The sequence below is a fragment of the Halomonas maura genome, from assembly GCF_030409305.1.
Lineage (GTDB): Bacteria > Pseudomonadota > Gammaproteobacteria > Pseudomonadales > Halomonadaceae > Halomonas > Halomonas maura.
Genome location: NZ_JAUFPQ010000031.1, coordinates 141,565 through 166,091 on the forward strand (window position 1 = coordinate 141,565; position 24,527 = coordinate 166,091).

At 56.0% G+C, this 24,527-nt stretch carries 16 protein-coding genes and 1 pseudogene; 8 read left to right on the forward strand and 9 right to left on the reverse strand.

The annotated features are described in order from the left end of the window. The first annotated feature begins 44 nt into the window (after window positions 1-44). Window positions 45-863, forward strand: a complete 819-nt coding sequence (locus tag QWY76_RS19590; RefSeq protein WP_290313238.1) for a PEP-CTERM/exosortase system-associated acyltransferase — start codon at window positions 45-47, stop codon at window positions 861-863. Here QWY76_RS19590 and QWY76_RS19595 read toward each other — a convergent pair. From QWY76_RS19595 to QWY76_RS19605, 3 genes are all read right to left on the reverse strand, one after another. Then, window positions 857-1,918: a DUF3541 domain-containing protein gene (locus QWY76_RS19595; protein WP_290313239.1), complete on the reverse strand. Its 1,062-nt coding sequence runs from the start codon at window positions 1,916-1,918 to the stop codon at window positions 857-859. The genes QWY76_RS19590 and QWY76_RS19595 overlap by 7 nt on opposite strands. Next, a complete protein-coding gene (locus QWY76_RS19600) occupies window positions 1,915-2,661 on the reverse strand; it encodes a trimeric intracellular cation channel family protein (RefSeq protein WP_290313240.1) in 747 nt (248 codons plus the stop codon). The genes QWY76_RS19595 and QWY76_RS19600 overlap by 4 nt, the downstream gene beginning before the upstream one ends. A 182-nt stretch (window positions 2,662-2,843) precedes the next feature. Continuing rightward, window positions 2,844-4,814 carry a PhoX family protein gene (locus QWY76_RS19605; protein ID WP_290313241.1) on the reverse strand — a complete coding sequence of 657 codons (1,971 nt, stop codon included), beginning with the start codon at window positions 4,812-4,814 and terminating at the stop codon, window positions 2,844-2,846. Between the two features lie 207 nt (window positions 4,815-5,021). Between QWY76_RS19605 and QWY76_RS19610 the strand changes: the two genes are divergently transcribed. The 3 genes from QWY76_RS19610 (at window position 5,022) to QWY76_RS19620 (ending at window position 6,888) form a co-directional block, all read left to right on the forward strand. Beyond that, window positions 5,022-5,480: an NfeD family protein gene (locus tag QWY76_RS19610; protein WP_290313242.1), complete on the forward strand. Its 459-nt coding sequence runs from the start codon at window positions 5,022-5,024 to the stop codon at window positions 5,478-5,480. A 2-nt stretch (window positions 5,481-5,482) separates the two neighbouring features. Next, the gene (locus QWY76_RS19615; RefSeq protein ID WP_290313243.1) at window positions 5,483-6,376 is read left to right on the forward strand and encodes an SPFH domain-containing protein; all 894 of its coding nucleotides are present in this window, start codon (window positions 5,483-5,485) and stop codon (window positions 6,374-6,376) included. Window positions 6,377-6,726: 350 nt separating this feature from the next. After that, window positions 6,727-6,888, forward strand: a complete 162-nt coding sequence (locus QWY76_RS19620; RefSeq protein ID WP_290313286.1) for a recombinase family protein — start codon at window positions 6,727-6,729, stop codon at window positions 6,886-6,888. 210 nt (window positions 6,889-7,098) lie between these two features. On the opposite strand, the gene QWY76_RS19625 is transcribed toward QWY76_RS19620, so the two are convergent. After that, window positions 7,099-7,952 (reverse strand): IS5 family transposase gene (locus QWY76_RS19625; protein ID WP_290313244.1). Its coding sequence is split into 2 segments (ribosomal slippage): window positions 7,099-7,610 and window positions 7,610-7,952, totalling 855 coding nucleotides; the frame shifts between segments, so codons are not numbered across the junction. A 409-nt stretch (window positions 7,953-8,361) separates the two neighbouring features. Here QWY76_RS19625 and QWY76_RS19630 point away from each other — a divergent pair. After that, on the forward strand, window positions 8,362-12,429 hold the full coding sequence (locus tag QWY76_RS19630) for an RHS repeat-associated core domain-containing protein (protein ID WP_290313245.1): 4,068 nt from the start codon (window positions 8,362-8,364) through the stop codon (window positions 12,427-12,429). Then, the gene (locus tag QWY76_RS19635; protein ID WP_290313246.1) at window positions 12,426-12,956 is read left to right on the forward strand and encodes a hypothetical protein; all 531 of its coding nucleotides are present in this window, start codon (window positions 12,426-12,428) and stop codon (window positions 12,954-12,956) included. Before QWY76_RS19630 ends, QWY76_RS19635 begins: the two co-directional genes overlap by 4 nt. An 870-nt stretch (window positions 12,957-13,826) precedes the next feature. Here QWY76_RS19635 and QWY76_RS19640 read toward each other — a convergent pair. Genes QWY76_RS19640 through gmtY form a run of 5 tightly spaced genes read right to left on the reverse strand, consistent with a single transcriptional unit; the run spans window position 13,827 to window position 21,204 of the window. Then, the gene (locus QWY76_RS19640; RefSeq protein ID WP_290313247.1) at window positions 13,827-16,025 is read right to left on the reverse strand and encodes an AAA family ATPase; all 2,199 of its coding nucleotides are present in this window, start codon (window positions 16,023-16,025) and stop codon (window positions 13,827-13,829) included. Then, complete coding sequence (locus tag QWY76_RS19645; protein WP_290313248.1) at window positions 16,022-16,438, reverse strand: VPA1267 family protein; 417 nt, start codon at window positions 16,436-16,438, stop codon at window positions 16,022-16,024. Before QWY76_RS19645 ends, QWY76_RS19640 begins: the two co-directional genes overlap by 4 nt. After that, the gene (gene gmtX / locus QWY76_RS19650; protein WP_290313249.1) at window positions 16,431-17,099 is read right to left on the reverse strand and encodes a gamma-mobile-trio protein GmtX; all 669 of its coding nucleotides are present in this window, start codon (window positions 17,097-17,099) and stop codon (window positions 16,431-16,433) included. Before gmtX ends, QWY76_RS19645 begins: the two co-directional genes overlap by 8 nt. Next, complete coding sequence (gene gmtZ, locus QWY76_RS19655) at window positions 17,099-19,735, reverse strand: gamma-mobile-trio integrase GmtZ (protein ID WP_290313250.1); 2,637 nt, start codon at window positions 19,733-19,735, stop codon at window positions 17,099-17,101. The genes gmtX and gmtZ overlap by 1 nt, the downstream gene beginning before the upstream one ends. A 2-nt stretch (window positions 19,736-19,737) precedes the next feature. Beyond that, window positions 19,738-21,204, reverse strand: coding sequence for a gamma-mobile-trio recombinase GmtY (gene gmtY / locus QWY76_RS19660; protein ID WP_290313252.1), 1,467 nt, complete (start codon window positions 21,202-21,204; stop codon window positions 19,738-19,740). Between the two features lie 122 nt (window positions 21,205-21,326). Here gmtY and QWY76_RS19665 point away from each other — a divergent pair. Both QWY76_RS19665 and malT read left to right on the forward strand, forming a co-directional pair. After that, window positions 21,327-21,491 (forward strand): annotated as a pseudogene (locus QWY76_RS19665) (SPFH domain-containing protein); the annotation flags it as partial. Between the two features lie 267 nt (window positions 21,492-21,758). Beyond that, on the forward strand, window positions 21,759-24,470 hold the full coding sequence (malT, locus tag QWY76_RS19670) for an HTH-type transcriptional regulator MalT (protein ID WP_290313254.1): 2,712 nt from the start codon (window positions 21,759-21,761) through the stop codon (window positions 24,468-24,470). Window positions 24,471-24,527: the final 57 nt, after the last annotated feature.

Genomic DNA, 24,527 nt, shown 5'->3' on the forward strand with positions numbered 1-24,527 from the left:
TGGGAATGCGGAAACCAGGCACACCGTCTCAAGGAAACCGGATCATGCCATATAAAGCGCTGGCTGACAGGGAACGCAAAGAGCAGGAGCCCAACCGGCTGCTCGAGAGGTTTCGTAACGATTTCACCTTCAGGCTTGCCCAGGATGATGCAACCCGCAAGCGCGTATATCGACTTAGATACGACGTCTACTGTGCAGAACTTGGCTATGAGCATCCAGACAATCCATCAGAGCACCAGGAGCATGATGCGCATGATGAGCATGCCATCCAGTGTTTGGTGGAACATCGGAAGAGTGGGCTGGCAGCGGGCTGTGTAAGGCTCGTGCTACCTCAATCCAGCGAAGAGGGGGATGCCCAGACACTGCCGCTACAGGAATATGGTGGCAATAGCCTTAATCACGTCACGTTACATCCCTCAAGGTTCTGTCATGGCTCCATCTGCGAAATATCGCGACTCGCCATTTCCCCGCTTTTCCGCAAACGCTCAACACGCGATGAGATTGCCAGCATTGTCCGCACGAATCACGCCTTTACGGACGCCGAGCGCGAAACCTTTCCGCTGATTGTCATTGGCCTTTTCCTGGCGACCTATGCCCTTCTCGGGCTCTCGAAACGCCCCCACGCCTTCGCCATGATGGAGCCAAGGCTGCCTCGCCTGCTCAGGATGTCGGGATTTTATTTCACCAAGGTCGGTGAAACCATCGATTTCCATGGCAAGCGAAGCGCCTTCTACATTGACCAAAGGCGGGTCGAAAAAGACATGCACAAGGAGCTGATGCCCCTTTATCAGCACATCCAGTCGACCTTGGCCCCCCAAATCGAAGGTGCACTCGCCAGCGTCGCCACAGAATCCATCTACTGAACCGGCAGCTCCAGCAATGGACCTGGGTGCAGGCGACCCGGCCAGTCGAGCAGCATGATTGCCAGCACATTGCGGTGCTCACCACGGCTCAGGTCGGTCCCACCGCGCTCCGATGGCACCATTTTCGCCCGGGAATCATAGGCCCGCACCAGCGCATCCCGTAACCGCTGCACCGCCGGGTGATCCTCCCGGCCCGCCAGCAGGAAGCCGATGCCCACCTCGGTGTAGATATCTTCCTTGGTGTCGGCCAGGATGCGATCCAGGTGGGACGCGAAGTATGCCAGTATCCAGTCGAATTCCCCATCCGGCACCCGTCGCTGATAGTAGTCGCTCGCCGCGATCACCAGGTGCGTCATGCCATAGATCTTGTTGCGATAGGAGGCTCGGGAGAGTTCACCATCCCGCGACGGGGGATAATGGTGTCGGAGGGCCGCGATCACCGGTTCACGCAGGTCCGCCACGCCGAGATGGTGGAGGTAGTACACCAGGTTGGCCACCTGGGCGGCATAGATCTCCATCACCCCGGGATCGGTCAGGAAGGGCCGGAAGTCGACCCCCTCGAGATAGGCCAGGGCGCGGCGATATCCCGGCAGGTGTTGCTCATCGAGCAGGCCATGATAGCTGGCCTGGACGAGCCGAAAGGCCAGGCTCTTGGCGTAGCCGATCTCCCCCCACTCGCCGAGCATGCGCTTGCGCCGCCGCTGCTTGGGCGAACGCGAGGGGTAGTCCGCCACCTTCTCCCGGGCCCGTCGCGCGACATAGCCGGGCTCGGCCAGGCCGTCGATCTCCTGGCGCAGGGATATCAGCAGGCGTTTACCATAGGCCCGATTGAGGGGCAGATAGCGGTCATCCCCGGTCAACCGATAGAGCCGCTGGGCATAGTGGCGCTGCTTGCCGGCCGGCAGCGTCGGCAGCGCCTGCTCATAGGTCGCCCGGATCTCGGCCGCCACCTCGGCGGGCGGCAAGGCGGTCGTGCGACCCTCGAGGGCGCAGCCGACCAGCAGGGCCAGGATCCACAGCCACAGCAGCGACGACCGGCACGCAAAGCGGCTCATGACGATTTCCCTTTCCGCCGCCGGGCGCGTTTCGGCGGGATGAGTTTCACGCGAGCCTTGGGCCGCCGGGGCTTGGGAGGCGGCTCGCCCGACGCCGGCGCCTGCTCGGGAGGTGGCGGACGCGACACCACGACCCAGGCGAACACCGGCAGGGCGAGCCGCCAGTGGATGGCGGCCAGGCGAAGCCCCAGGGTGATGGCCAGCGAGGCGGCGATGGAGACACCGAAGGGCGCGTCCAGTGCCTCGAGGGCCACGAAGGTCACGCCGCCGGCGATGGAGGCCGTGGCGTAGACTTCCTGGCGCAGCACCATGGGCACCCGACGGGCCAGCACGTCGCGCACCATGCCGCCGGCCACACCGGTCAGCAGGCCCATCAGCACCGCGACCACCCCGGGGGCCTCGAGCGTCAGCGCCTTGTGGGTACCGATCACGGTGAACAGCGCCAGGCCGAAGGCATCCGCCACCGGCAGGAAGACCCGCGACAGGCGATGGATGTAGTGGAAGCCGAGGATCGAGAGCGCCACGGTAACGAGGATCACCCACAGGTAGGCCGGATCCGTGACCCAGAAGACCGGTCGCACGCCGAGGATCAGGTCACGCAGGGTACCGCCACCGATGGCGGTCACCGCCGCGAGTACCAGCATGCCGAAGGGATCCATCCGCGAGCGACAGGCGAGTATCACGCCCGAAAGCGCGAAGACGATCACCCCCGCAATATCCAGCCAGTAGACCAGGCCTGTCACCGTCGTCCTCCCCGTGTGATTGCCGCCAGCATAGCAGCCGGGCCGGGGATGCCCCCCAACGCAAGCGGGCGGCCCGCAGGCCGCCCGGAAGCACTGGATCCCAATGAAAGAAGAAAAGCGCTGATTGACGTGGCGAGCAAGGATAGGCCGGTCGTCGAGCGCAGCAGAAAATCGGCCTTGTCTCAGCCGACGGTGCCGCCGCCGTGACGCGTGATCGCCACCACCGAGGGCCGCGGCGGCATGCCGTCCTCGAAGTCCGGCCAGCGGGTGGCGGGCGTCTCGAAGCTGGAGCGGCCCGAGTGCCCCGGGAAGGCTTCGGCGCCATCGGCGGCGGGGTGCTGTACCGCCACGAACAGGGCGGTATCGTCGGGGGTAAAGCAGGGGCCACACATCTCGGCACCGATCGGCACGCGGAAGAACATCTTGCCGGTCCCGCGTCGCTCGCCCTCGGTCTCCAGCGCCCAGACGCCATCGGCGGTGCCCGATTTGGGCCACTTGTCGCCCTGGTCGGTGGTCACCCAGAGGCGGCCCCGGGCATCCACCACGCAGTTGTCCGGCGAGGCGAACCAGCCGTTCTCGCTGGTCGCCGGGTTCCACGTCGTCCCGACCTCGCCTTGCGACGGGTCCCCACAGCACACCAGGACTTCCCAGCGGTTCTCGGTGGCGGTATGGCGGCCTTCGGTGACGATCTCCAGCACATGACCGAAGAGGTTCTCGGCCCGCGGATTGGCCGCATCGACCTGGTCCTCGCCGCGCTCGTTGTTGTTGGTGAGCATCACGTAGACGTCGCCGGTGAGGGCGTTGGCCTCGATGTCTTCCGGCCGATCCATGGGGGTGGCGCCCAGGGCATCGGCCGCCAGTCGGGTATCGATCAGCACGTCGGCCTGGCTGGCGAAGCCGTTGTCGGCGGTCAGCGGCCCCTCGCCATGGACCAGCGGCAGCCAGGTCACGCCGCCCTCGGCATCGAAGCGGGCCACGTAGAGGGTGCCGTGATCGAGCAGGTCGCGGTTGGCGGCCGGCTCGGCGGTGTTGACCACGTCGCGGCTGACGAACTTGTAGACATAGTCGAAGCGCTGGTCATCGCCCATGTAGACCACCAGGCGGCCGTCCTCGGCGATCAGCGTCGCCGCCCCCTCGTGCTTGATGCGGCCCAGGGCGGTGCGCTTGACCGGCGTGGAGGCGGGATCGAGCGGGTCGATCTCCACCACCCAGCCGAAGCGGTTGGGCTCGTTGGGCTCCCGGGTGATATCGAAGCGGGCATCGTGGCGCCCCCAGCTGTAGGACGCCCCCGGCACCCCGTAGCGAGCCAGCTTGTCCTTCTCCGGGTGATGGGTCGCGTCCCCCAGGAAGTAGCCGTGGAAGTTCTCCTCGCAGGTGAGGATGGTCCCCCAGGGCGTCATGCCGCCGGCGCAGTTGTTCAGGGTGCCGATCACGCGGCGTCCTTCGGGGTCGGCGTCGGTGCGCACCCGGGCATGGCCGGCCACCGGCCCGCCGAGGGCGATCTCGGTGCTGCGCGGGGTGATGCGGCGGTTGTAGCGGCTGTCCTGCACATAGCTCCAGCGACCGCCCTGGCGGCGGATCTCGACCACCGAGAGGCCATGCGCCGCCTTCTCGATCTCAGTCATCTCGGCGGTGATGCCGCTGAAGTCGTGCTCATCCTGGGGGCCGGGAAGCCCGGGGAACATCAGTTCCTCGTTGGTGTACTCGTGGTTGACCACCAGCAGGCCGCGATCCAGGCGACCCTCCAGGGGCACGAAGCCGACATAGTCGTTGTTGTAGCCGAACTGGCGTTCCTGGACATCGGCCTGCTGGTCGTGCGGGTCGAAGGCCGGCGCATCGGCGAACAGCGGGTCGCCCCAGCGGATCAGCACCGCGGCGTCATGGCCGGGGGCCACATGATGAGTGGTATCGACGCCGTGGCGGATCTCGTCGAAGGCGAAGCGGTCGAGGCCGTCCCCCTCGGCCGCCATGGCGGCGGCCAGCGGGTTCATGGCACCGATGGCCGCCGCGCCCAGGCCGGCCGATCCCGCCCCCTTGAGAAACCCGCGACGCGAGAAGCGACGCTCGATGATCTCGCCGATGGGCGAGCGGACCTCGGGGTTGCTGGGCGTGTTCTCGGCGTTCTCGTAATGGGCGCGACGGTTGAAGGCCATGACAGCGTTCCTCTGATGATCGGCGGTGACGGGCCACAAGTGATACGCCCCTAAGGTGTCAATCTAGTTAAGCGGACGTGATTCGGCATTGCCGCGGGCCGCATGCACCGCATTATGCTAATAATGGCTTGTAGTCCTCATGCCGAGGCGGCAGACAGCTTGTCAGCAGTGCCTCCTAGGCAGGATAAACGACACCAAGGAGCGCCCATGGACTGGAATCCCGCCTATGCCTGGCTGGCCATTGCCCTGCTGCTGGGGCTCGCCGAGCTGACGTCGGGCGCCCTGCTGCTGCTGGCCCTGGGGGTGGCCGCCGCCCTGACCGCCGGACTCGCCGCGTTGGGCCTGTCCCTGACCTGGCAGCTGCTGGGAATGGGCGTGTTCTCGGGCCTGCTCGCGCCGCTGGCGATCATGGTGATCCGCCCCTGGTTCTCGCCCAAGGGGGTGGCCTACGGCACCACCGGCACCGGCGTGGAGAAGGGACGCACCTTCACGGTCCTGGCGCGGGACTTCGACGACGCCCGCGGGATCAAGATCAATGGCGACTTCTACCGGATCCGCCTCGCCGGCAACGGCGATGGCGATCTGCCGGAGGGGACCCTCGTGACCTTCGAGGCATTCGATGGCACCACCGCCGTCGTCAGCCTCGCCACTGCCAAGGAGCAATAAGCATGGACCTGCCCATCAATCCGGGATTGATTCTCAGCCTGATCATCGTCGTCATCGGCATCCTGATCATCGCCAAGGGCCTGGTGGTCGTTCGCCAGTCCGAGGTGATGGTCATCGAGCGACTGGGGTCCTTCAGCCGGTTTCTGGAAAGCGGCATCAACATCATCATCCCCTTCATCGAACAGCCCCGCGCCATCACCATGATCCGCTACCGCAAGCTCGGCGAGGACTACCAGGCCATCACCAGCGACGAGGTGCGCATCGACCGCCGCGAGACGGTGATGGACTTTCCCGGCCAGCCGGTGGTGACCACCGACAATGTCACGGTCACCATCAATGGCGCCCTCTACTACCAGATCATCGATCCCAAGCGCGCCGTCTACGAGGTGGAGAACATGAGCCAGGCGGTGGAGGTGCTGGCCAAGACCACCCTGCGCTCGGTGGTCGGCAAGATGGAACTCGACAAGCTGTTCGAGTCGCGTGCCGAGGTCAACAACGAGATCCAGTCCTCCATGGAGGAGGCCGCCTCCAAGTGGGGGGTGAAGATCTCCCGGGTCGAGGTGCAGGATATCGCCATGCCCGAGGAGGTGGAGTCCGCCATGCGCCTGCAGATGGCCGCCGAACGCCGGCGCCGGGCCACCGTGACCGAGGCCGAGGGCGAGAAGGCGGCGGCCATCGCCAAGGCCCAGGGCCAGCGGGAGTCGGCGATCCTCAACGCCCAGGGCGACAAGGAATCGGCCATCCTGCGCGCCCAGGGGGAGCAGGAGTCGATCAAGCTGGTACTGGGCGCCATCGGCGACAGCGAGGAGAACAAGCGCACCGTGGTGGGCTACCTGCTGGGCCAGAGCTATATCAAGGCCCTGCCCACCATGGCCCAGCACGGCGAGCGGGTCTAAGTATAGAGCAGTTTTTGTGTAATTTACTGACTGACTGACTGAATGGCCCATGAATACTGCGCCTGTGGTGCATCTTCATATTTACACACTGTGTAGCTTGGTGTGTAAAGAAGATTCGCTGCGTGTCTGGCACCGGGAGATGGCCGCTGGTACCGCTTGATATCATGCGACTCTAGGTTCTGTCTGGAAAGTCGGCACGTAGGCAACGATCTATGCAGGCCAGGCATACCATCGCTCTGAAGCTGCTGGCCAACTTGTCGTAGCGGGTGCAGACGTGGATCGCTGGTTCAGAGATGAAGCCACCTCAGGGGCTTATCAAGGCCAAGCAAAGGAAGGGCCTCAGTGAGCTAATGAGCCATGTCCGAGAGGGAGATACCGTCATCGTCTACGCCATAGACCGACTAGGACGGAACACCATCGACGTACTAGAGACGGTGGATGCCCTCAAAGCTAAGGGAGTAGCCGTCTTGTCTCTCCGTGAAGGCTTCGATAAGCCTCGTTTCTCTGAATGACTTGGCCGCCTGTCGGAATGGCAGAGCTTGTATTCAGCGAAAAATTCGTGTGAAGTGATTGAAGTTAAAATAAATAAGGACATGAAATGGATTCGGAAGGTGGCGACAACTTAAAAAAATGTCCGGAATGTAGAGAAAGTATCGACAAGGATGCTAAACGTTGTAAGTACTGCCACTCCTCATTATCTTGGCAGCGCCACCTTTATCTTTCTAGGTTCTGTACGAAAAGTCAGCTCGTAGGCAGCGGCTTATGCAAGCCAGGCATACCATGGCGCGAAAGCTACGAGCCAGCTTGTCATAGCGCGTAGCGATTCGCCGTAGCGCCTTGAGCCAGCTAAAGGCACGCTCTACCACATTGCGCTCCCGATACTTGGGCTTGTCGAACCCTCGGGGGAGGCCAGGACGAGGCTTTCGGTACATCTTGCGCTGCGCGATGATCGGCTTCATCCGGTATCGATCGCAGTAGCGGCGTAAGTCATCGCTGTCGTAGCCTTTGTCGGCCACGATATAGCGACAACGCTTTCGTGGCCGCCCCGCCTTTCCTGGCAGGCGGATCGTCTCCATCGTGGGCATGAAATGACGTGTGTCGGCGTCCTGACCCGGTGACAGCGTGAAGGTCAGCGGCCATCCATGTCGGTCGCAGACCAGATGGAGCTTGGTGGTCAAGCCGCCCCGGCTGCGCCCCAACGCATGGTCTACCGGTTCGTCCGGTCCCCCTTTTTTCCGCCTCCCGAGGCGGCCCGTGTGGCACGAACGGCCGTGGAGTCGATCATCCAGGTATCCAAGTCCATCAGGCCATCCTCGCGAAGCTGGAGCTGGAGGCCTGTCTGCACGGCGCCGAAGGTGCCATCATCACGCCACTGGCGGAATCGGTCATACACCGTGGACCAGGGACCGTAACGCTCGGGAAGATCGCGCCACTTGGCGCCCGAGCAAAGGATCCAGAAGATGCCGTTCAACACCTGGCGGTCATCGCGACGGGGACGCCCCCTTGTCTTCGGCGGCGACACGATATCCTCGATGAGGGCCCAACCGTTGTCGGAGATCTCGTAGCGTCCTGCCATACCTCACCTATGTTGTTGCGGCATAGGGGGAATTAGCAAATTCTACTTTTCGTATAAACCCAAGAATACCCGGTCCGCTTCAGACCCTACACGTAGCCATCTTGATCAGCACACCAGTTTAGCCCAGATAAATTAGAAAAAAATACTTGACCTGGCGGGGCAGGGAGGTATAAATATATAAGGGATAGAGTATATATCGTTTTTTGGTGCAGTAATGGCACAATCAAGTGGAAAGAACAGGGGTCGCTGCCTAATACGTGATACGCCATTGCCTTCATCAACCACCTCTTCGTTAGCGAGCTAGCACGCGCTTTATCACTTTGTTGTTTCTGATTCTCCACCACCAAGCATCACTGAAAGGTTTCGCTAGACCCTTAGACTCTACAGTCATGGATAGGGAGATCCAAAAATGAAGAACTATAAGATTAACCTGCCATATACTCGCATGGCTGACTGGACTACTCTTAGTTTTCTATTTTCAGCTTGTATAATATTCTTGCTATCGTTTATCAACGAAGCTAGAGCCGCAGCAGTCGACTTCGACGGATATCCGTTAGGAACGGAGATCACGGATCAGTATATTGACTTGGGTATTAGATTTTCTTCAGGCCAATCAGAACCTCCATACGTAAGTTACCCCTCATATTTTGGCGTCGAAGATCACGCTCTACTTGGTCCGAATCAGAGCTATGGAAGTGGTCCAGTCATTATATCTTTTGTCGATCCGAATAGCGGCGATCCAGCGCACGTCACCTCCAATAACTTTTCCCTTCAATATTATATTCTACTTAGCAACACTGTAACGTTCACTTTCTACGACACTGAGGGAGTTACCCTAAGCGAGCAAGTGGTAGATAGCTCTAATCTATATGACTTTGAGCTTGTCAACCCTCCTCAGTTTCATAAATTATCCATTGTCACTAGCGGAAATACTTATATTTGGTTAGATGAAATTATCTTCCAAGTAACATTGCCACCCCCGCCACCGCCATCACTCATTGATCCTGGTCCCTCAATGGAATGTGAGGCCGAGGCAGGCAAGCCGATAAATCTGATGACGGGCAATGTCTGGATGTCCACCACAGATTACTCGGTACCGGGCCTAGCGGGAGGACTCTCTGTAGAGAGAACTTGGAATAGTCTTTGGAACCACAGTAACCCGCCTTTCACCGCAGGGATGTTCGGCAAGGGGTGGACGAGCGACTTCGAAGAACGATTACAGGTCTTCAATAGCAATTACATCATCTACTGGCGTGGATCAGGAAATACCTGGGTCTACGAGAAACCCGATGGATGCTCCTGGTGCAACTACAGCGTGGTCAGCCCTGCCAATAAACAAGGATCGCTAGAGTACGATAATACAACGGCCGAGTATACGCTTTCATTTTCCGATGGGACCAAAAAAGTTTTTAGTAGCGAAGGGAATCTAGTAGGGGTGATCGACCGCAATGGCAATCACACTACGGTTTCCTATGACAGTCTCGATCGCATTAGCATGGTCACCGCACCGGGTGGACAATTGATGTCATATACCTATGGTGACCCACAGAACCCAAACCTGGTCACAACTGCCCAAGATGCTGTCGGGACCATCGCGACATACAGCTACAGCGACGACAAGCTAACGCAGGTGACCTATGCCGATGCCAGTCAGCTCAACTATGGTTACGATGCTGCTGACAATATTATCAGCGTAACCGATAGTGAAGGAAAGGTACTGGAAACGCACACCTATGATGCCAGCGGGCGTGGATTATCCTCATCAAGTGCCGATTCAGTAGAGTCAATTACCTTACAGTACCCATCCACTTCTTCCACTATATTGACCGACTCGACAGGCAATCAAACCACCTATCAGCACACTACGATTGCCAATCAAAACTATTTAACAGATATCCAGGGGCCTGGATGTAGTAGCTGTGGTGGCAGAAACAATCGGACCTTTGTTCTAGATGGGTCTGGGAATCGACTGAGTGTAACAGACGCCAATGGCAATGAGACATCATACACCTATGATTCAGCGGGCAATGTCCTCTCAAAAACGGATGCGGCTGGTACCTGGACCTATACGTACAACGGTTTTGGTGATGTGCTGAGTGCTCAGGACCCTCAGGGAAATACTACGCTCTATGAGTACGACGTAAATGGCAACTTAACATCAGAGACAGCTCCCTCGCCCCAAGCAGGAACCGCTGGACCGGAGACAAAGTACCAAGTCGATGCCAGCGGGCAAGTAACCCAAATTACCGATCCCCTGGGGAATGCGACCAGCGTGACCTATACGCCGGAAGGACTGATAAGCACCATCAAGGATGCCAGCAGAAATGTAACTTCATTTAGTTATGATGGGAGAGGGAATACTACTGCCGTAGTCAACGCATTACAGCAAACGACGACCTTTGTTTATGATGTCATGAATCGCCTGGAGCAGGTGGTCTATCCGGATGGCACAACTCAATCCTATGCTTACGACACTCGGGGACGCAGGATTTCGGCTACTGATGCGAACCAGCTGACCACCACTTTCAATTATGATGACGCTGATCGCCTTGTTTCGATAATTGATCCGGAAAGTGTAACAACATCCCTATCCTATGATAATGAAAATAATCTCACAGCCGTAACAGATGCGAAAGATCAAGCTACCAGTTATGAACACGATAGTTTGGGACGTGTAATAAAAACGACTTACCCATCCGGGCTGTTCGAAACCTTCAGCTACGACAATGTAGGGAATCTCCTCAGCAAGACGGATCGCAATGGTCAGACGATCTCCTACACGTATGACACATTGAATCGGATGACGCAAAAAAGTTACACTAATTATACGGCGACCTATAGCTACGATAGCCTGCACCGCTTGACGCAAGCCAGTGATCCGACGGGTACTTACCAGTTCGTCTATGACAACATGGGGAGACTTATCCAAGCCATTACGGACTACACTTTCCTACCCGGTAATTCCTTTACGCTTTCCTATGCTTACGATGCGGCCTCGAACCTCACGGTAATGACCGATCCGCAAAGCGGCGTCACATCGTATGCGTACAATAAACTCAATTTAATGACTTCACTGATCACTCCTGATAATGATCGATACAAGTGGAGCTACGATGATATTGGACGCAGGAGCAGTCTTTCTCGGCCGAATGCGGTAGCCTCCAGCTACACCTATGATGTGCTCTCAAACCTTCTTTCCGTTTCCCACGAGAAACGTAATAAGATGCGGGATGGCACGAGCTATACTTACGACGCGGTCGGTAATCGTGTCAGCAAAACTCCTCTGCCTGATGGTATCACCACGGACTATACTTATGACAATCTTTATCAGCTCGTGGCTGCAACCCAGAACGCGGGGACCATCGAAAGCTACTCCTACGATGCTGTCGGTAATCGGCTGGCCTCGCTTGGAATCTCACCCTATAGCTATGATGCATCAAACCAACTTACCTCAACTCCCAATACGACCTATGCCTATGACGGGAACGGCAACCTGCTAAGTGAAACGGATGCAGGTGGTACAACTAACTACGTCCTGGATCAGGAAAACCGGCTTACCAGTGTGACCCTGCCAGGCTCAGGGGGCAATGTCAGTTTTCAATACGATCCCTTCGGACGGCGAATCTATAAGTCTTCACCATCGGGAACAACCATCTACGTCTATGATGGTGTAAATGTGCTGCAAGAAGTGAGCGACAATGGCACGGTGGTGGCGCGCTACACCCATGCTCTCGGGATTGACGAGCCCCTTGCCATGCTGCGCAGGGGCACCATGAGCTACTACCTGGCGGATGGTCTAGGTTCGATTACATCGCTCACCGATTCCAATGGTGATATCGTTTCGACCTACCAGTATGACTCATTTGGCAACCAGACCGCTGTAACGGGTTCGATCGTCAATCCTTTCCGATTCACTGGCCGAGAATTCGATGCCAAAACGGGCCTCTATTACTATCGTGCCCGATACTATGATCCAGTGATCGGGCGGTTCATACAGAGTGATCCGATTGGGTTGGCAGGCGGCATAAATACCTATGCTTACGTCAACAATAATCCTATAAATTTCATTGATCCTCTTGGGCTTTGGCGATGGCCCCAAGTTATCTATGACGATGCGTTGAGGGATGCAGCTAATCGCTTTCCTGGCACGACGCACAACGGAATCGGCGACGCATACCGCCACTGCTTAGGTAGCTGTATGCTTGCCCAAGAAAACAGTCAGCTTGAATCCCAGATTCTTGGCTGGGCGAATGAAAAACGTGGCGATTGGTGGCGTAACCAGGAAGAAGGTGAACGCGTTATGGATGATTTTAATAACCAATGTGGTCGTGATGCCGCGAAAAATGCGAATTCAACTCAGGATTGTATTAGCTCCTGCCTGAGCAAAGCCAATTCTGGCCAGTTGCAAATATATACGCCAGGTACTACACCCGGATATTGGGACGGCCCAAATAGACCGTGGAATCGTTACCCATGATCATGAAAAATGCAAGATTGCTGATCGGATTCATTATGTTGGCTACCGTGTTCGGATGCACGGACTCCGAGCGCTTTGACTCTATGGAACCGCCTGTGTCACTGATTGACGACATTGTCAGTTATCAATCACTAGATGTTTTCAAGGCGTCTCTTGGATCTGGTTATTCTTGGGAACTATTGCCGGACCAGCGTAGCAGTTTTTCTGGCGACAAGTATCGTCCCCCATTTGAGGTAGAGAGTCTCTTAATACGGGACTTCTTTCATCTTGGGCACAGGGGTAATCTGTTGGTTGTCTTTTTTAACAATCGACTAGCCAAAACACTTTTTTATCCGTCTAACTATGATGGCTATCTCGCAGCCTTATCATCCGAGATTGAGGTGGACTTAATAGTCATTAAAGAAGCTCAGGTTCGATCTCATGTGCGAATTTGGGTGGCCACAGACCATCAGGGTAATAACTATATTGGTTGGGAGGATGAGCGTCTTGCGGATGAGATGATCAAGTGGATAAAAAAGTACGCCTAACGAGGTAAGGCGCGTTGTATTGCATCATTAATCACATGCCCTAGGCAGGCATAGTAGTCTGACCGCCATGCTTGTTTGATCTAGGGCATCTTACTCAACAGTAATGATGAGATACTTGTTTATAATCCTGACTTTGAGTTGGTCTCGTCTTCTATGGTGGAAACTTGTTGTCCCAAGGTTTTCCGCCTAACCTGTGACATAAGACCCCTAAGGGAGTGAGTGTAAAGATGATTGAATTCCTAGAGAGTTCATGCAAAATATTACTTGCTCAGTAGTTTACCGAATAGTGAACTAGTGCCGTATCCACCATTTAAGTAGCTTACCAAGCGAGATTGAGGCAACCATGAGCGAATATATAGAAATGATACTGATTGCCTCACCACTCATTTTGGGTAGTGTCGTGGTCGCCTGGAGCGCGTATCGAATGAGTAAGAAGAAATAATCAAGATTTATCGGTTCTCTCCGGCCCTCTCTAGGGCCCCGGTCTCGTCATCGGCATTCAAGAAAATTCTGACGCGTTACGTAGAGTGAACAGCTTGCATGACAGATCAAGGGGCTCCGCCCCTACCCCCGCCCCTCGCCCCTCGCCCCTCGCCCCTCGCCCCTCGCCCCTCGCCGGGGAGGCAGGGGGCGCAGGTAGCGCTTCGCGAACCTGCACCCCCTGCAAACAGGGTAGGCGCTTCGCGGTGAAGGCATGTCAAGAAAAATAACGGTTTCCACTTCGTGGAGCCTCCGCGATTTTTCTTGACATGCCCCTTACCTGAACTCACCCTGGAAGAACTTTACCATCGAGGTTCTACGTAAGAGATCCTGTGAAATAGAGATATAGGTCTCCTGTCTAATAAACTCTACCTGCACGTTTCGGCAGCCTTATTCATTCATTGGGAGTGAAGCACTTATATTAGTTATGCGTTTTGAGAATAAGTTACCTCTGCGTAGCGCTCTATCTATAAGAACTGAGTCGCCCATCAGGACAAGCTCTTTGGTGGGGCGGGTAACAGCCGTGTAAATCAGAGACTGATCAGTCATACGAGATGCGTAGCTCGGCAGCATCAAGATGCATTTGGCCCACTGTGATCCCTGAGATTTATGGATCGTGATAGCGTACCCAAGGTCAATGCTTTGAATCGTGTCATCAGTGATGTCGATGTCGTTTCCGTTTATTTGCATGACTCCGTATGAACCGCCACTGGGGCGGTCATAAACTTTAGCAATAACCCCCAAATCACCATTGCGAATATCGACATTGTAGTCGTTGCGAGTCACCATAACATGGTCGCCTAGTCTGAGCTTCGCTCCGCTGCTTGTTATCCAGGGAAGCCATTCCATGAAATTAGACTCTTTGTAATAAAGTTCTTGAGGGTGAAACTCGTCGTATTGAGCTTGGATCAGCTTATTAATTGCGGTGACACCAAGAGGCCCCTTGCGGGTAGGCGTCAGTACGATACACTCGGCTCCATTTCTTGCCTTGACATACTCCTTTAAAAGCGCCTCGTGAGTCGACTGAGGTATGTAGCGTGTATCACCAGATGCGCTATTAAATAGCGAACTATCCATCTTTCCTGTGCGAACGGCAGTGGCTAACTGATGGATGCCACTTTGTTCACCCTGTCGCTTAACCTGTGTTAGCTCAAAGACAGGCAGAGCGCTGTTCATTGCCGCATGGAAAATCAGCCCACCCCCTACAGGAGGAAGCTGAGATACATCCCCTACCATGACAATGCGCGTAGCATAAGGCAGCAGTCCCACGATTTTATAAGCAGAGATCAGATCCACCATTGAAGCTTCATCGATTACCAGCAAGACATGCTCTTCTAAATCTGGCTTATTGGCGTTGAAATGATCAGATATAAACTTGGCGATGGTTTGCGCCTGCCGCCCAGTGCTCTCAGCCATGCGTTGAGCAGCTCGACCTGAAAGTGCAACTTGATACTGTGCAAGGCCTATCGAAAGTTGATCATAAATGGCGAGCATCGCTAACAGGATCGTAGTTTTACCTGTGCCAGCCCCACCCGAAATAACCGACACTGGAAATTTTACAGCTCCCACGACTGCCTCTCGTTGCTCATCAGTCATCGTAAATGGCAACGAACCCTCAAAAGATTTCAGCGCCTCTACAATTCTCTCCTCTGTAAGCTCTGCTTCCCAAGAAGCCACTATCGAACCAGCCCCTTGAGGGCGCTCGTTACACTGTTTGAGAAAGCGACCTACCGTTCGCTCCTGGATGGCTGAGCCAAGGCTTTGAAAGCCGTTCTCCACTTTAAGAAGAGAGCCATGCGTGAGTGAAGCCTCAACTACTTGAGAAGGATCGATGCCGATGGACTCACAGACTTCTATGGCACCTGCAAGCAAATCGCCTTCTGGAATAACGGTTGAACCTGTTTCGTAACAGTATTTGACGGCTACCTGCTCAGCCACCGCTGCGAGTATCCGACTTTCAGGAATATCAATCTTAATGCGTTTGACGAGCTTAAGAGCATCCTTGAACGACACGCCAAATGCTGTGAGTATCAAGGGGTCATCGGATATGGTCTTAACTGGATCATCATAAACCCGTGCTAAACTCTGCGCCAATGAGAGAGGGAGCTTGGACTTCTGTAACCATTCTAATGCTGCATAGAAGCGCTCAGAGGGCCATTTCTCAACAATGGCGTATGCAGATTCCACTGACACACCTGCAACGCTTGATAGGGCCGCTACATCCTTCTCACGAACACGCTGATCAAGATCAGGAAATTGTCGCACCAAACGGTTAGCTTTTACCTCACCGACGCCTTCGATGTTGGCAGCTATCCAGCGAGCCAAGAGTTCGCCGCAGGGGCGAAGAAACTCCAATTTCTTGACCTTCATATGGCGTTCGGTGATTTCATACTCTCCCGCCTTGAATGTGTGGTTTTTTATCAATCCATCAACATTCCAGACAGTCCCAACTTCAGCTGCGCCAATTGCCTTTGCAGGAAACCTGAGACAAAGTGTATGTTTTTGCCTGATAATTGAGCCGTCCTCCGCAATCTCCCAAGCGGCACGAACGCCTGATTCGCGTATTTTAGCGATCTGAACTTTCATCATCGTGGCTGGTATCCGGTTTCCAGGAGCACCTCTTTCATAGCGGAGTACTTCTCATTTTCGCGTTTTAGCTGTGCATTCTCGGCCTTTAGCTTGACGATTTGATCCATTAGCTTGCTGATTTCAGCATTGGTTGCTGCTGCCTTCTTCTCGGAGCGCTCACGAGCTGCTTTATGGGCTTTTGTATCGACCTCTTTGTTGCCGTACCAGCGAACATCAGCATCTTCAATGAGCGCCCTTATTTGAGGGTTCGATCCATAGGTGGATCGTGATATGTTTAGCTCCTCAAATAGAGCTGAGCGGTTAACAATGCCTCTTCGTTCGTACTCGCCGTAATCAGCCAGGGCATCACGCTCAGCTATCCATTGCTTAACAGCTTGTAAATTCTCTTGCCCTTTTGCCTGACCATTACTCATCAATCTCTCCCAGCAGTTTTTTGAGCCCTGTCAAGAATCCACGAGGGAGGATTTCGGTACCATACGCATCTTTCACTTGGCCTAACGAATTTTCCTCAAAGTCTAGTTCATCTAGCCATTCCTCAGTACATATGGATTTTAACGCCTTGATCTCGTTATCGGAGCAGATTCCCTTTATCGATGGTAATAACTCTACGGCGGAGTCTGCCTGACTTTCAGTAAAAGGAGTAGGCCGCTTATCGATAACAAGTTTCGTCTGGCTCTTTAGCATGTTTACTTCGCTCTTGTAGCGATCACGCTCACGGACAATTTGCCCAAAGAGAGCCCGTACTGCCAAGTCATCAATACGCTCCAGTAGTTGATAATCATCTCCAGTCTTCTTGGAAGATGCGATAGAAGGCTTTTTGGTGCTGGTCTGTGCCTTGGCAGCCCATGCTTCGATCAAGTCGCGATAGTGTTTATTAGCGGTTGCACGTATGGACTGGTATCCCACGCCACCGTGCTCATTAGACACACGCCCAATAGTGGTGATTGAAAAATCTCTAGCACCTGACTTATAGTAGGTTTTTAGTGTTTCGTTGAGTTTGACCAATGATTCTTGCGTTCGTGCGGTTTTGCCGTCTTTGAGAGTATCCAACACCGCTTCAGTATCAATACTCATCAATCATTCTCCACTAGTGAAATTCGCTTGAGGGGCGCTACCGACAACGTGAGCGGCGCGGACTTTTGAAGCTCATTGAGGCCCGTTTGAAGCAAGCGTGCGTCCACCAGATACTCTTGCGCATCAATATAGCTTGAAGCTATTCGATAACCTTCCATCTTGTCATCGGGGTCGGCGATTTTCGCCATTTTTCGCATAAGGGCATTGCCCACGATGAGCTGGGCTTGCTCATCCATCTCCAGAAATACTGGCTGGTAGCCAGAGCGAGCCATCATGCGACTCAATGCGTTGCTACGCTTGGCGATTGCGCTAGTCGTGCGTAAATCGTCGTGTAGATCGGGGTAGAACTCTGCATCATCACACAAGAGCGACAAATGCAGCAGCTCTGACTTGGTTTCGATGAATTTCATGCTAAGATTTAGGTCATCAGCAGAGCCCACGGCAATAACCCTCTGTGCCTCATCGCCCTTTTCACGTTGGTTCTCAATCTCCATGATTCGGGAGATGAGGTTAAAGGTGGCGATATAGTCCTTCGCATACTCATCAGCCTCGACACGCTGCTTTTCGTAGCGCCGCTCTGTTGCTTGTAGCTCACTGTGCTTGAGGAATATATCTCCCGACTCTTCAGCGATAAACAGTTCATCTTTTAACGCCTCCAACTTACCCTCAATTTCAGCCGCAAGTTCAGCGTGTTGATGAGCCTTGTAACTTATCTGATTGAAGCGTGCATTAAGCGCTGGCAGGTAGGTCGCATCCGTGATGTGCCAGCGGCAACGTACACAGTTTTCTGGTCCATGGGGAACGGGACCGTATGCGCGAGAGCTAATTTGAATATTGTCTTTTATGAGTTCCCCTCCATTCCAGCACCCACCCACGGTAGACAACTGATCAGAGCGTACCGCGTTACCACCGACCAAGCATAACCCTGTTACGCGCTCTTCCCAGCCAATGGGATTTCGATGAGAAATCGCGGCTTCGACAGAGTTGTATTTATCAGAGTGGTACACACTGCGGAGCTGGATTTGATTAAGCTCCGCATCGGCGAGAAAGTTGCGCAGGGAGTCTTCACCTTTCTCAGCAAGGGCGACGCTAGCCTCTTCCATTTTCTTGGCCATCACGGAGGGCGTGATTTTGTTATAATAAATTGTCATTAACAAGCGTGAGTGACCTGCTAATAGTTTGGAAACCACGGGTAGAGGCAAGTCCGTATCCATAGTATAGCAAGTGATCAGCGAGACCCGTAAACTGTGCAAGGGATACTCAGTTACAGTCTTGCGATATTCTTTTTTATCGTAGTCATCACCATAATCTTTAACGAACCTCAGGCGGTCACCATTAGCCAGAGTGTGGCCAGTTGCGAATACATCCTCCTCTAGTTTTGACAGCAGGCGATACCACGGATTTTCTGCAAGAGTTCGATGCATCGGCAAATTAGAGTTTCGATCTCTAAACAAAAACGAAAACTCGCCCATTTCTGCCAATTGTTTTTCTGGCTTTGCTGCGCCAAGAATATTTCGACCAAGCTTTTCACCTTTACACAAGCTATGAATAGGATTGTATTTTTCTTGCCAGTTTCGAAGCTTTTCTAGCCAATACAACAGCTCTTCGTGTTGCCAGGGGATGGTGTAGCCGCGCTGAACTTCATCCTTGTTTTGGTCGGCTGTCTTATTGGTTGAGATATACAATCCTGTTGAATAGCTTTCACTAATAGGATCGTAAATACGTCTAAAAACACCCTTTTGATAAGGACGCTTGGGTGAGCCGTATTTGAAGGCGTGCTTTGTGTTTTCGACCCATTGACCGTGTTCATAACGCCATGTATCGCCCTCGCCAGAATCTAGGAGTCGCACCTGAATTGAACGCAACGGCAGGTGGAGCTTGGTAAACATAAACATCGCAACAACAGGCGACCAAATTTCATGGATTTCAATAGGTTTAGTTCTACTTATAGATTTTCGAATGATCTTTCTTGTACGAACAATGCAGTCAGGGTCCTTAGGGTCGATGAGGTCGGGGGAGATTTCCATCCAAGCCCAGCTAGCTGCTTGAAGGTTTTCGATTGCCCACTTCCAATCACTGAAGTGGCGACCGACCCAAGGAGTTTTGTTTTTAGAATCATTAACCGGATAAGGGCAAAGAATCTGGCGTAATTGCTGTATATACCTATAAGGCAAAGGGCTGTGCACGCTTTCATCATTTGAAGGCGTGTGTATTCTTATTTTTTCAAATGGATTCACGAAAATAGGGGTGTCAACCCCACGATCATCTTTAGCATTCAGATGATGTTTTAAGATGAAGTCACATAGCTTGACTATATAGCCGATGTATACACTGGCTTTAACTTTCAACCCATTTTCTAAAAGAAAAGATTTGAACTCTTCAGATGAAACCCTGTGACCACCGGGATGGCCTCTGAACATCGAAACCACATCAGAAGCATAAGGGGCTTTATTTTTAAGGTAAGTGATAAAATGTTTCACTGCCGGCAATCTAACGTTTGCGCTATTCCCTTCCTTGGCAACCCATTCAGCAGCGTACTGTTGCCACTGAAGCCATTCTTCACCAAAATCTATAGTTATCCAGCCCAATGTCAGGTCGGTAGTATACCCCTTAACACCCTTATGTTCTTTGATCATTGTCATTTCTTCCCTAGCCGTGGATTCTTCCCTGTGAAATCCCCATTCGGATCAATATCTTCAAATCCGTGTTCTGTCAGGGTTTTCCAGTCGAAGGAGGTCGTCGGTTTGCCTTCGACATCTTCTGATTCAAGTCGAATTGATGCATCAGAAAGCATCTGTGATACCTTCGCATTGGACTTCAGTGTGTAAACTACTTGCGAATCGATCCTTTTATGGTGCATGCATCTCTTGATTATCAATGGATTAAGGTCTGCGTCAGCGAGTCTGCGCCCATAGTTGTGGCGATGCCCATGAGGGTCTAATCCCTCTGATTTGTTGGGCTCCAGGCCAATTCGCCTAAGCCCAGCGGCATAGTTTTTATCAAACGCAGTGTAGGTATATGGGCGACCCAGATACCGCGTATCAAAACTGATGAATGCGTAGGGGTGATGACATTCGACGGATGCTCGGTAATTCAAATACTGCCGCCATAGAGACATAAAGACTCTAGCGAAATCCTCTGGAAAAAAGTACGCTTCTAGATAACCATCTTTATGATCGAGAACCTTCGATTTCCAGCCAAGCTGCTCTGTGCTTTGCATCTCGGCACGGGGGATGCGTCCGTACTTTTCTTTCAGGTAAGCTGCACGCGTTTTAACGCCTTTGCGTGACTTCCAGCTGTTAGGTGCTGCGCCCTCTGTCTCGTTGTAAATACGAACAATAGCCCGACCTGGATCAGACGGGTCTTCGAATACGTCTGTTACCCACAGCGCAAGTGCTTCACTTCGCCTAAAGCCAGCCCCATGCATAAGCAACAACACAAGCTTATCTCGAAGTGCAACACGTGGATTTTTTGCGCCGCCAAGACCATAAATATAAAATTCTTCAAACTTTGAGTCAGGGAAAGAGATTGCATCATCATCAGTCTTTGTGAGTGGCGTTCTTCCCTTGATGCTACGAGCCCTTTTGATAGTTCCGCTAATGGACTTGTCTCTAATGTGGCCCAAGAAGTCATTCTGATTCCGTCTGAACCACGCAGCGTACTGAATACGCTCCTCATGGCGCGAAGCTGTGCGCAGTGTGTTGATCTGCTTGCCTAGTCCCTTATCTGACATCCAGTTTGTGAAGTTCGTCAGATTATTTATGTGGCTAGACACTGTACCCGTAGATGCAGGTATCCAGTAGAGTTTAGACGGATCCAATCCATCCTCACCAACGGTCCCGCTGTAAAGCCTTCTGACAAATACAGAGAACATCTCTTCGGGATTCTCAAACATACCCCTGTTAGCATCCATGAATTCAATCAAGAGCATGATGGACTTGATATGCTTATTGATCGTAGAGAGTGATTTTCCATTCAGATGAAGACTAAGAACGTAGTCCGTCACTGATTCCAGAATACCTTCATCAGTCAGGATGACGGGAATTTCGGTTGTGACACCGCTGCTGTCCTGCACTACTTGAGCAGTCACTTTTGTAGCTATCATCTCAACCCCCTACACAATTACACAATTTATAGTCTGCACCTGATTATAAGTCAAGCATAAAATAACCTGCCTTAGGACAGGTCATGAACGATATTACACAGTTTTCAGAACTCTATACTTGGGTCTTCGTGCCCTACGAGTCCTCCGCCCTGCTCGGCTCCATGGGCATGTTCCGCGAGATGGCCGGCTCTCCCGAAGACGCCGTGGCCAGCCACCTCCGCTCGCAGGCGCCCCGGGAGGGCCTGCGCAGCGGCATGGTCGGCGGGGCCGCCTCGGCCGGCGACTGAGCAGTCCGCGACGCGGGCTCGGCGCGGCGGCGCGGGCCGATCGCGGGTCATGAGCGTGACGTCCTCGCCGTGACCGGCGAGGGTCTCGTGATCCTGCTGACCCAGCCGGCACTACGGCGCCTGCTGGTCCGGGGTGAACGGATCCAGCCGGTCGCTCCCTTGACGCCAGGCCTCGTCGTCACCTTGGACCTTCGTCGTAGCCATCATCGGTCCCGCCGGCCTCTCGGGCATAATACCAGGCCAGCCATGCTCGTCTCGGGAGTCCCGATGCCGCTGATCCAGGAAAAGCTCGCGCCCCCACCATTGCCCGTCTCACTGGTGGCCCGACCGCGCCTCAACGATCACTTCGTCCTCGACGAACGCGTCAGGGTACTGCTGGTCATGGCACCGCCGGGCTACGGCAAGAGCACCCTGGTCGCCGAGCGGCTTCCTGCCCTCGAGCAGCGGGCCGCCTGGCTGCGCCTGGATCGCCGCGACGACCAGCCGGCGCGCTTCGCCGCCTACTTCGCCGCCGCCCTCGCGCAACTGTGCCGGGAACACCTGGCCGTCTCGCTGCCGGCCATGGATGACGCCCTCCCCCTGGATGCACAGCTGGAGGCCTGGCTGGCCAGCCTGCCCGCCGAGGCCGCCCCCTGCCGGCTGGTGCTCGACGAGTTCGAGCACATCCGCCACCCGGCCATCCTCGAGGGGCTCGCCCACTGGCTGCGCCACCAGCCGCGCTGGCTGACCCTGACGCTGGTGTCGCGCACCCGGCCGGCTCTGGGCCTGCCGGCCCTGCGCCTGCGTGGCGAGCTGGAGGAGATCGACGCGGCGCAACTGGCCCTCGACCTGGAGGAGGCCCAGACCCTGTGCGCCGAGCAGCTCAGCTTCCCGCCGACCCGGGTCAGCCTGGAGCGTGCCCTGCGCCTGACCGAGGGCTGGCCCATGGCCATGACCTGGCTGATCGAGCGCACCACCACCCGGGCCGGCTTCGATGCGCTGCTCGAGCGGCTATCCGGGGCGCATCCCGATTTCGTGGCCTGGTTCGACGACCTGCTGAACGCCAGCCTCGACGCCCCGGACCAGCAACTGTTGCTGCAGCTCGGCGTGCTGGAGCGATTCTCGCCGGCGCTGGTGGCACGCCTGCTGGAGGGCGAGCGGGTCACCCAGCGCCTGGAGGCCCTGGAGCAGGCCGGGCTGTTCCTGCATCGCCCCGACCCCCACGACCAGTGGTACCGCTTCCATGCACTGTTCGCCCAGTACCTGCGTCACCGCCGCCACGAGTTGAGCCTGGACACCCAGCGCCGGCTCCACGGCCGCGCCAGCCAGGCCTGGCTGGCGCTGGGCGCCCCGGCCCTGGCACTGGCCCAGGCGATCGAGGCCGACGCCCCCGACGCCCTGGCGGCCTTGATCGAGGATCAGGGCCCCTACCTGCTGGCCCACGGCCACTTCGCGCTGCTGGCGCGGGCCCTGACGACGCTCGGCGAGCCGCGTGTCGGCGCCTCACCGCGCCTCACGCTGATCCACGGCTGGGCGTCCCACGCCCAGTCCCAGTTCGACCGTACCGCCCAGGCCATCGGCTGGATCGAGGCCCAACTCGACGAACCGGCCTGGCAGGAACTCGCCGCCGAGTTCGCCACCCTGCGCGCCCAGCTGGCGATCAACCAGGGCGATGCCGAGCGAGCCGCCCCGCTGGCCGAGCAGGCCCTCACCCTGCCGGCGCGTTACCTGGCCGCCACCCCCGTCTCGGCCGGCGCCATTCTCTGTGAGTCACGCTTCGTCCAGGGCCATCTCGAGGAGTCCCTGACCCGCATCCAGGCGGTGGAACAGCACGCCAGGCACATCGGCGATGACCAGCTGATGCTGTGGGCGCTGTGCCACCATTCGGAGACCCTGGTCGCCCAGGGACGGCTGCAGGCGGCCTTCGACATCCAGGAGCGCGCCTTCGCGCATATCGAGCACTGCGGCCTGGATCGCCTGCCGGTGGCCGAGTTCCTGTATCGCATCCGCAGCCAGCTGCTGTGGGAATGGCACCGCCTGGACGAGGCCGAGCAGGCGGCGCTGGCGGGCATCGCCGTGCTCGACAATCAGGGCGAGCACTGGACCCTGCAGTGTCACGTCGGCCTGGCCAAGGTCGCCCTGGCCCGCGGCGACCAGGCCCAGTGCGCCGACCATGTCCGCCGGCTGCGCAAGATACTGGCCGAGGGCGACTACCATATCGACTGGCGCGCCAATGCCCACGCCGCCCTGCTGGCCTGGTGGCAGGCCAACGACGACCGCGACGCCGTGTCCCGCTGGCTGCAGGAGGCGCCGCCCGCCGAACCCGACACCGCCAGCAATCACTTCGCCCAGGCCAACGTGCGCAACCACGCCCGCGCGCTGATGCTACTCGACCGGCCGGACGAGGCCCGGCCCCTGCTGGAGGCCTTGGAGGCACAGGCCGAGCGCTTCGGGCTGGTCACCGACGCCAACCGCGACCGGCTTTGCCTGGCGGCGCTGGAGTGGCAGTGCGGCCAGGAGGCAGCGGCGCTGACGCATATGACGACTGCCCTCGAGCTGGCCTCGCGCACCTCCGTCACCGGTAGCTTCCTGCGCCTGGGCAAGCCGCTGGTCGAGATGCTCGCGGCCCTGCTCGAGGGCGGTGAGCTCGATGAGCTGTCCCGCGCGCGGGCCGAGCGGCTGATCGAACTGGCCGGCCGCCAGCGCGACTTCGGCCGCGCGGTACGCCTGATGCTCGACGACGCCGTGATCGCCGACATCGTCACCCGCCCCGATGTGCCGGAGTTGATCCGCACCTCCCCCTTGACCCGTCGCGAGTGGCAGATCCTGGGCCTGATCCACGCCGGCTTGTCCAACGAGCAGATCGCCGAGCAGCTCTCGGTGGCCCCCACCACCGTCAAGACGCATATCCGCAGCCTCTACCAGAAACAGAACATTCGCCGCCGCGAGGAGGCCATCGCCCTGGCCGGCGACCTGCTGGCCCGCATCCAGGGGGAGTAGCCACCGGCTCACTCATCCCCTCCTCCCCCCGCCTACGCCTGCCTTGTCCCCGACGGG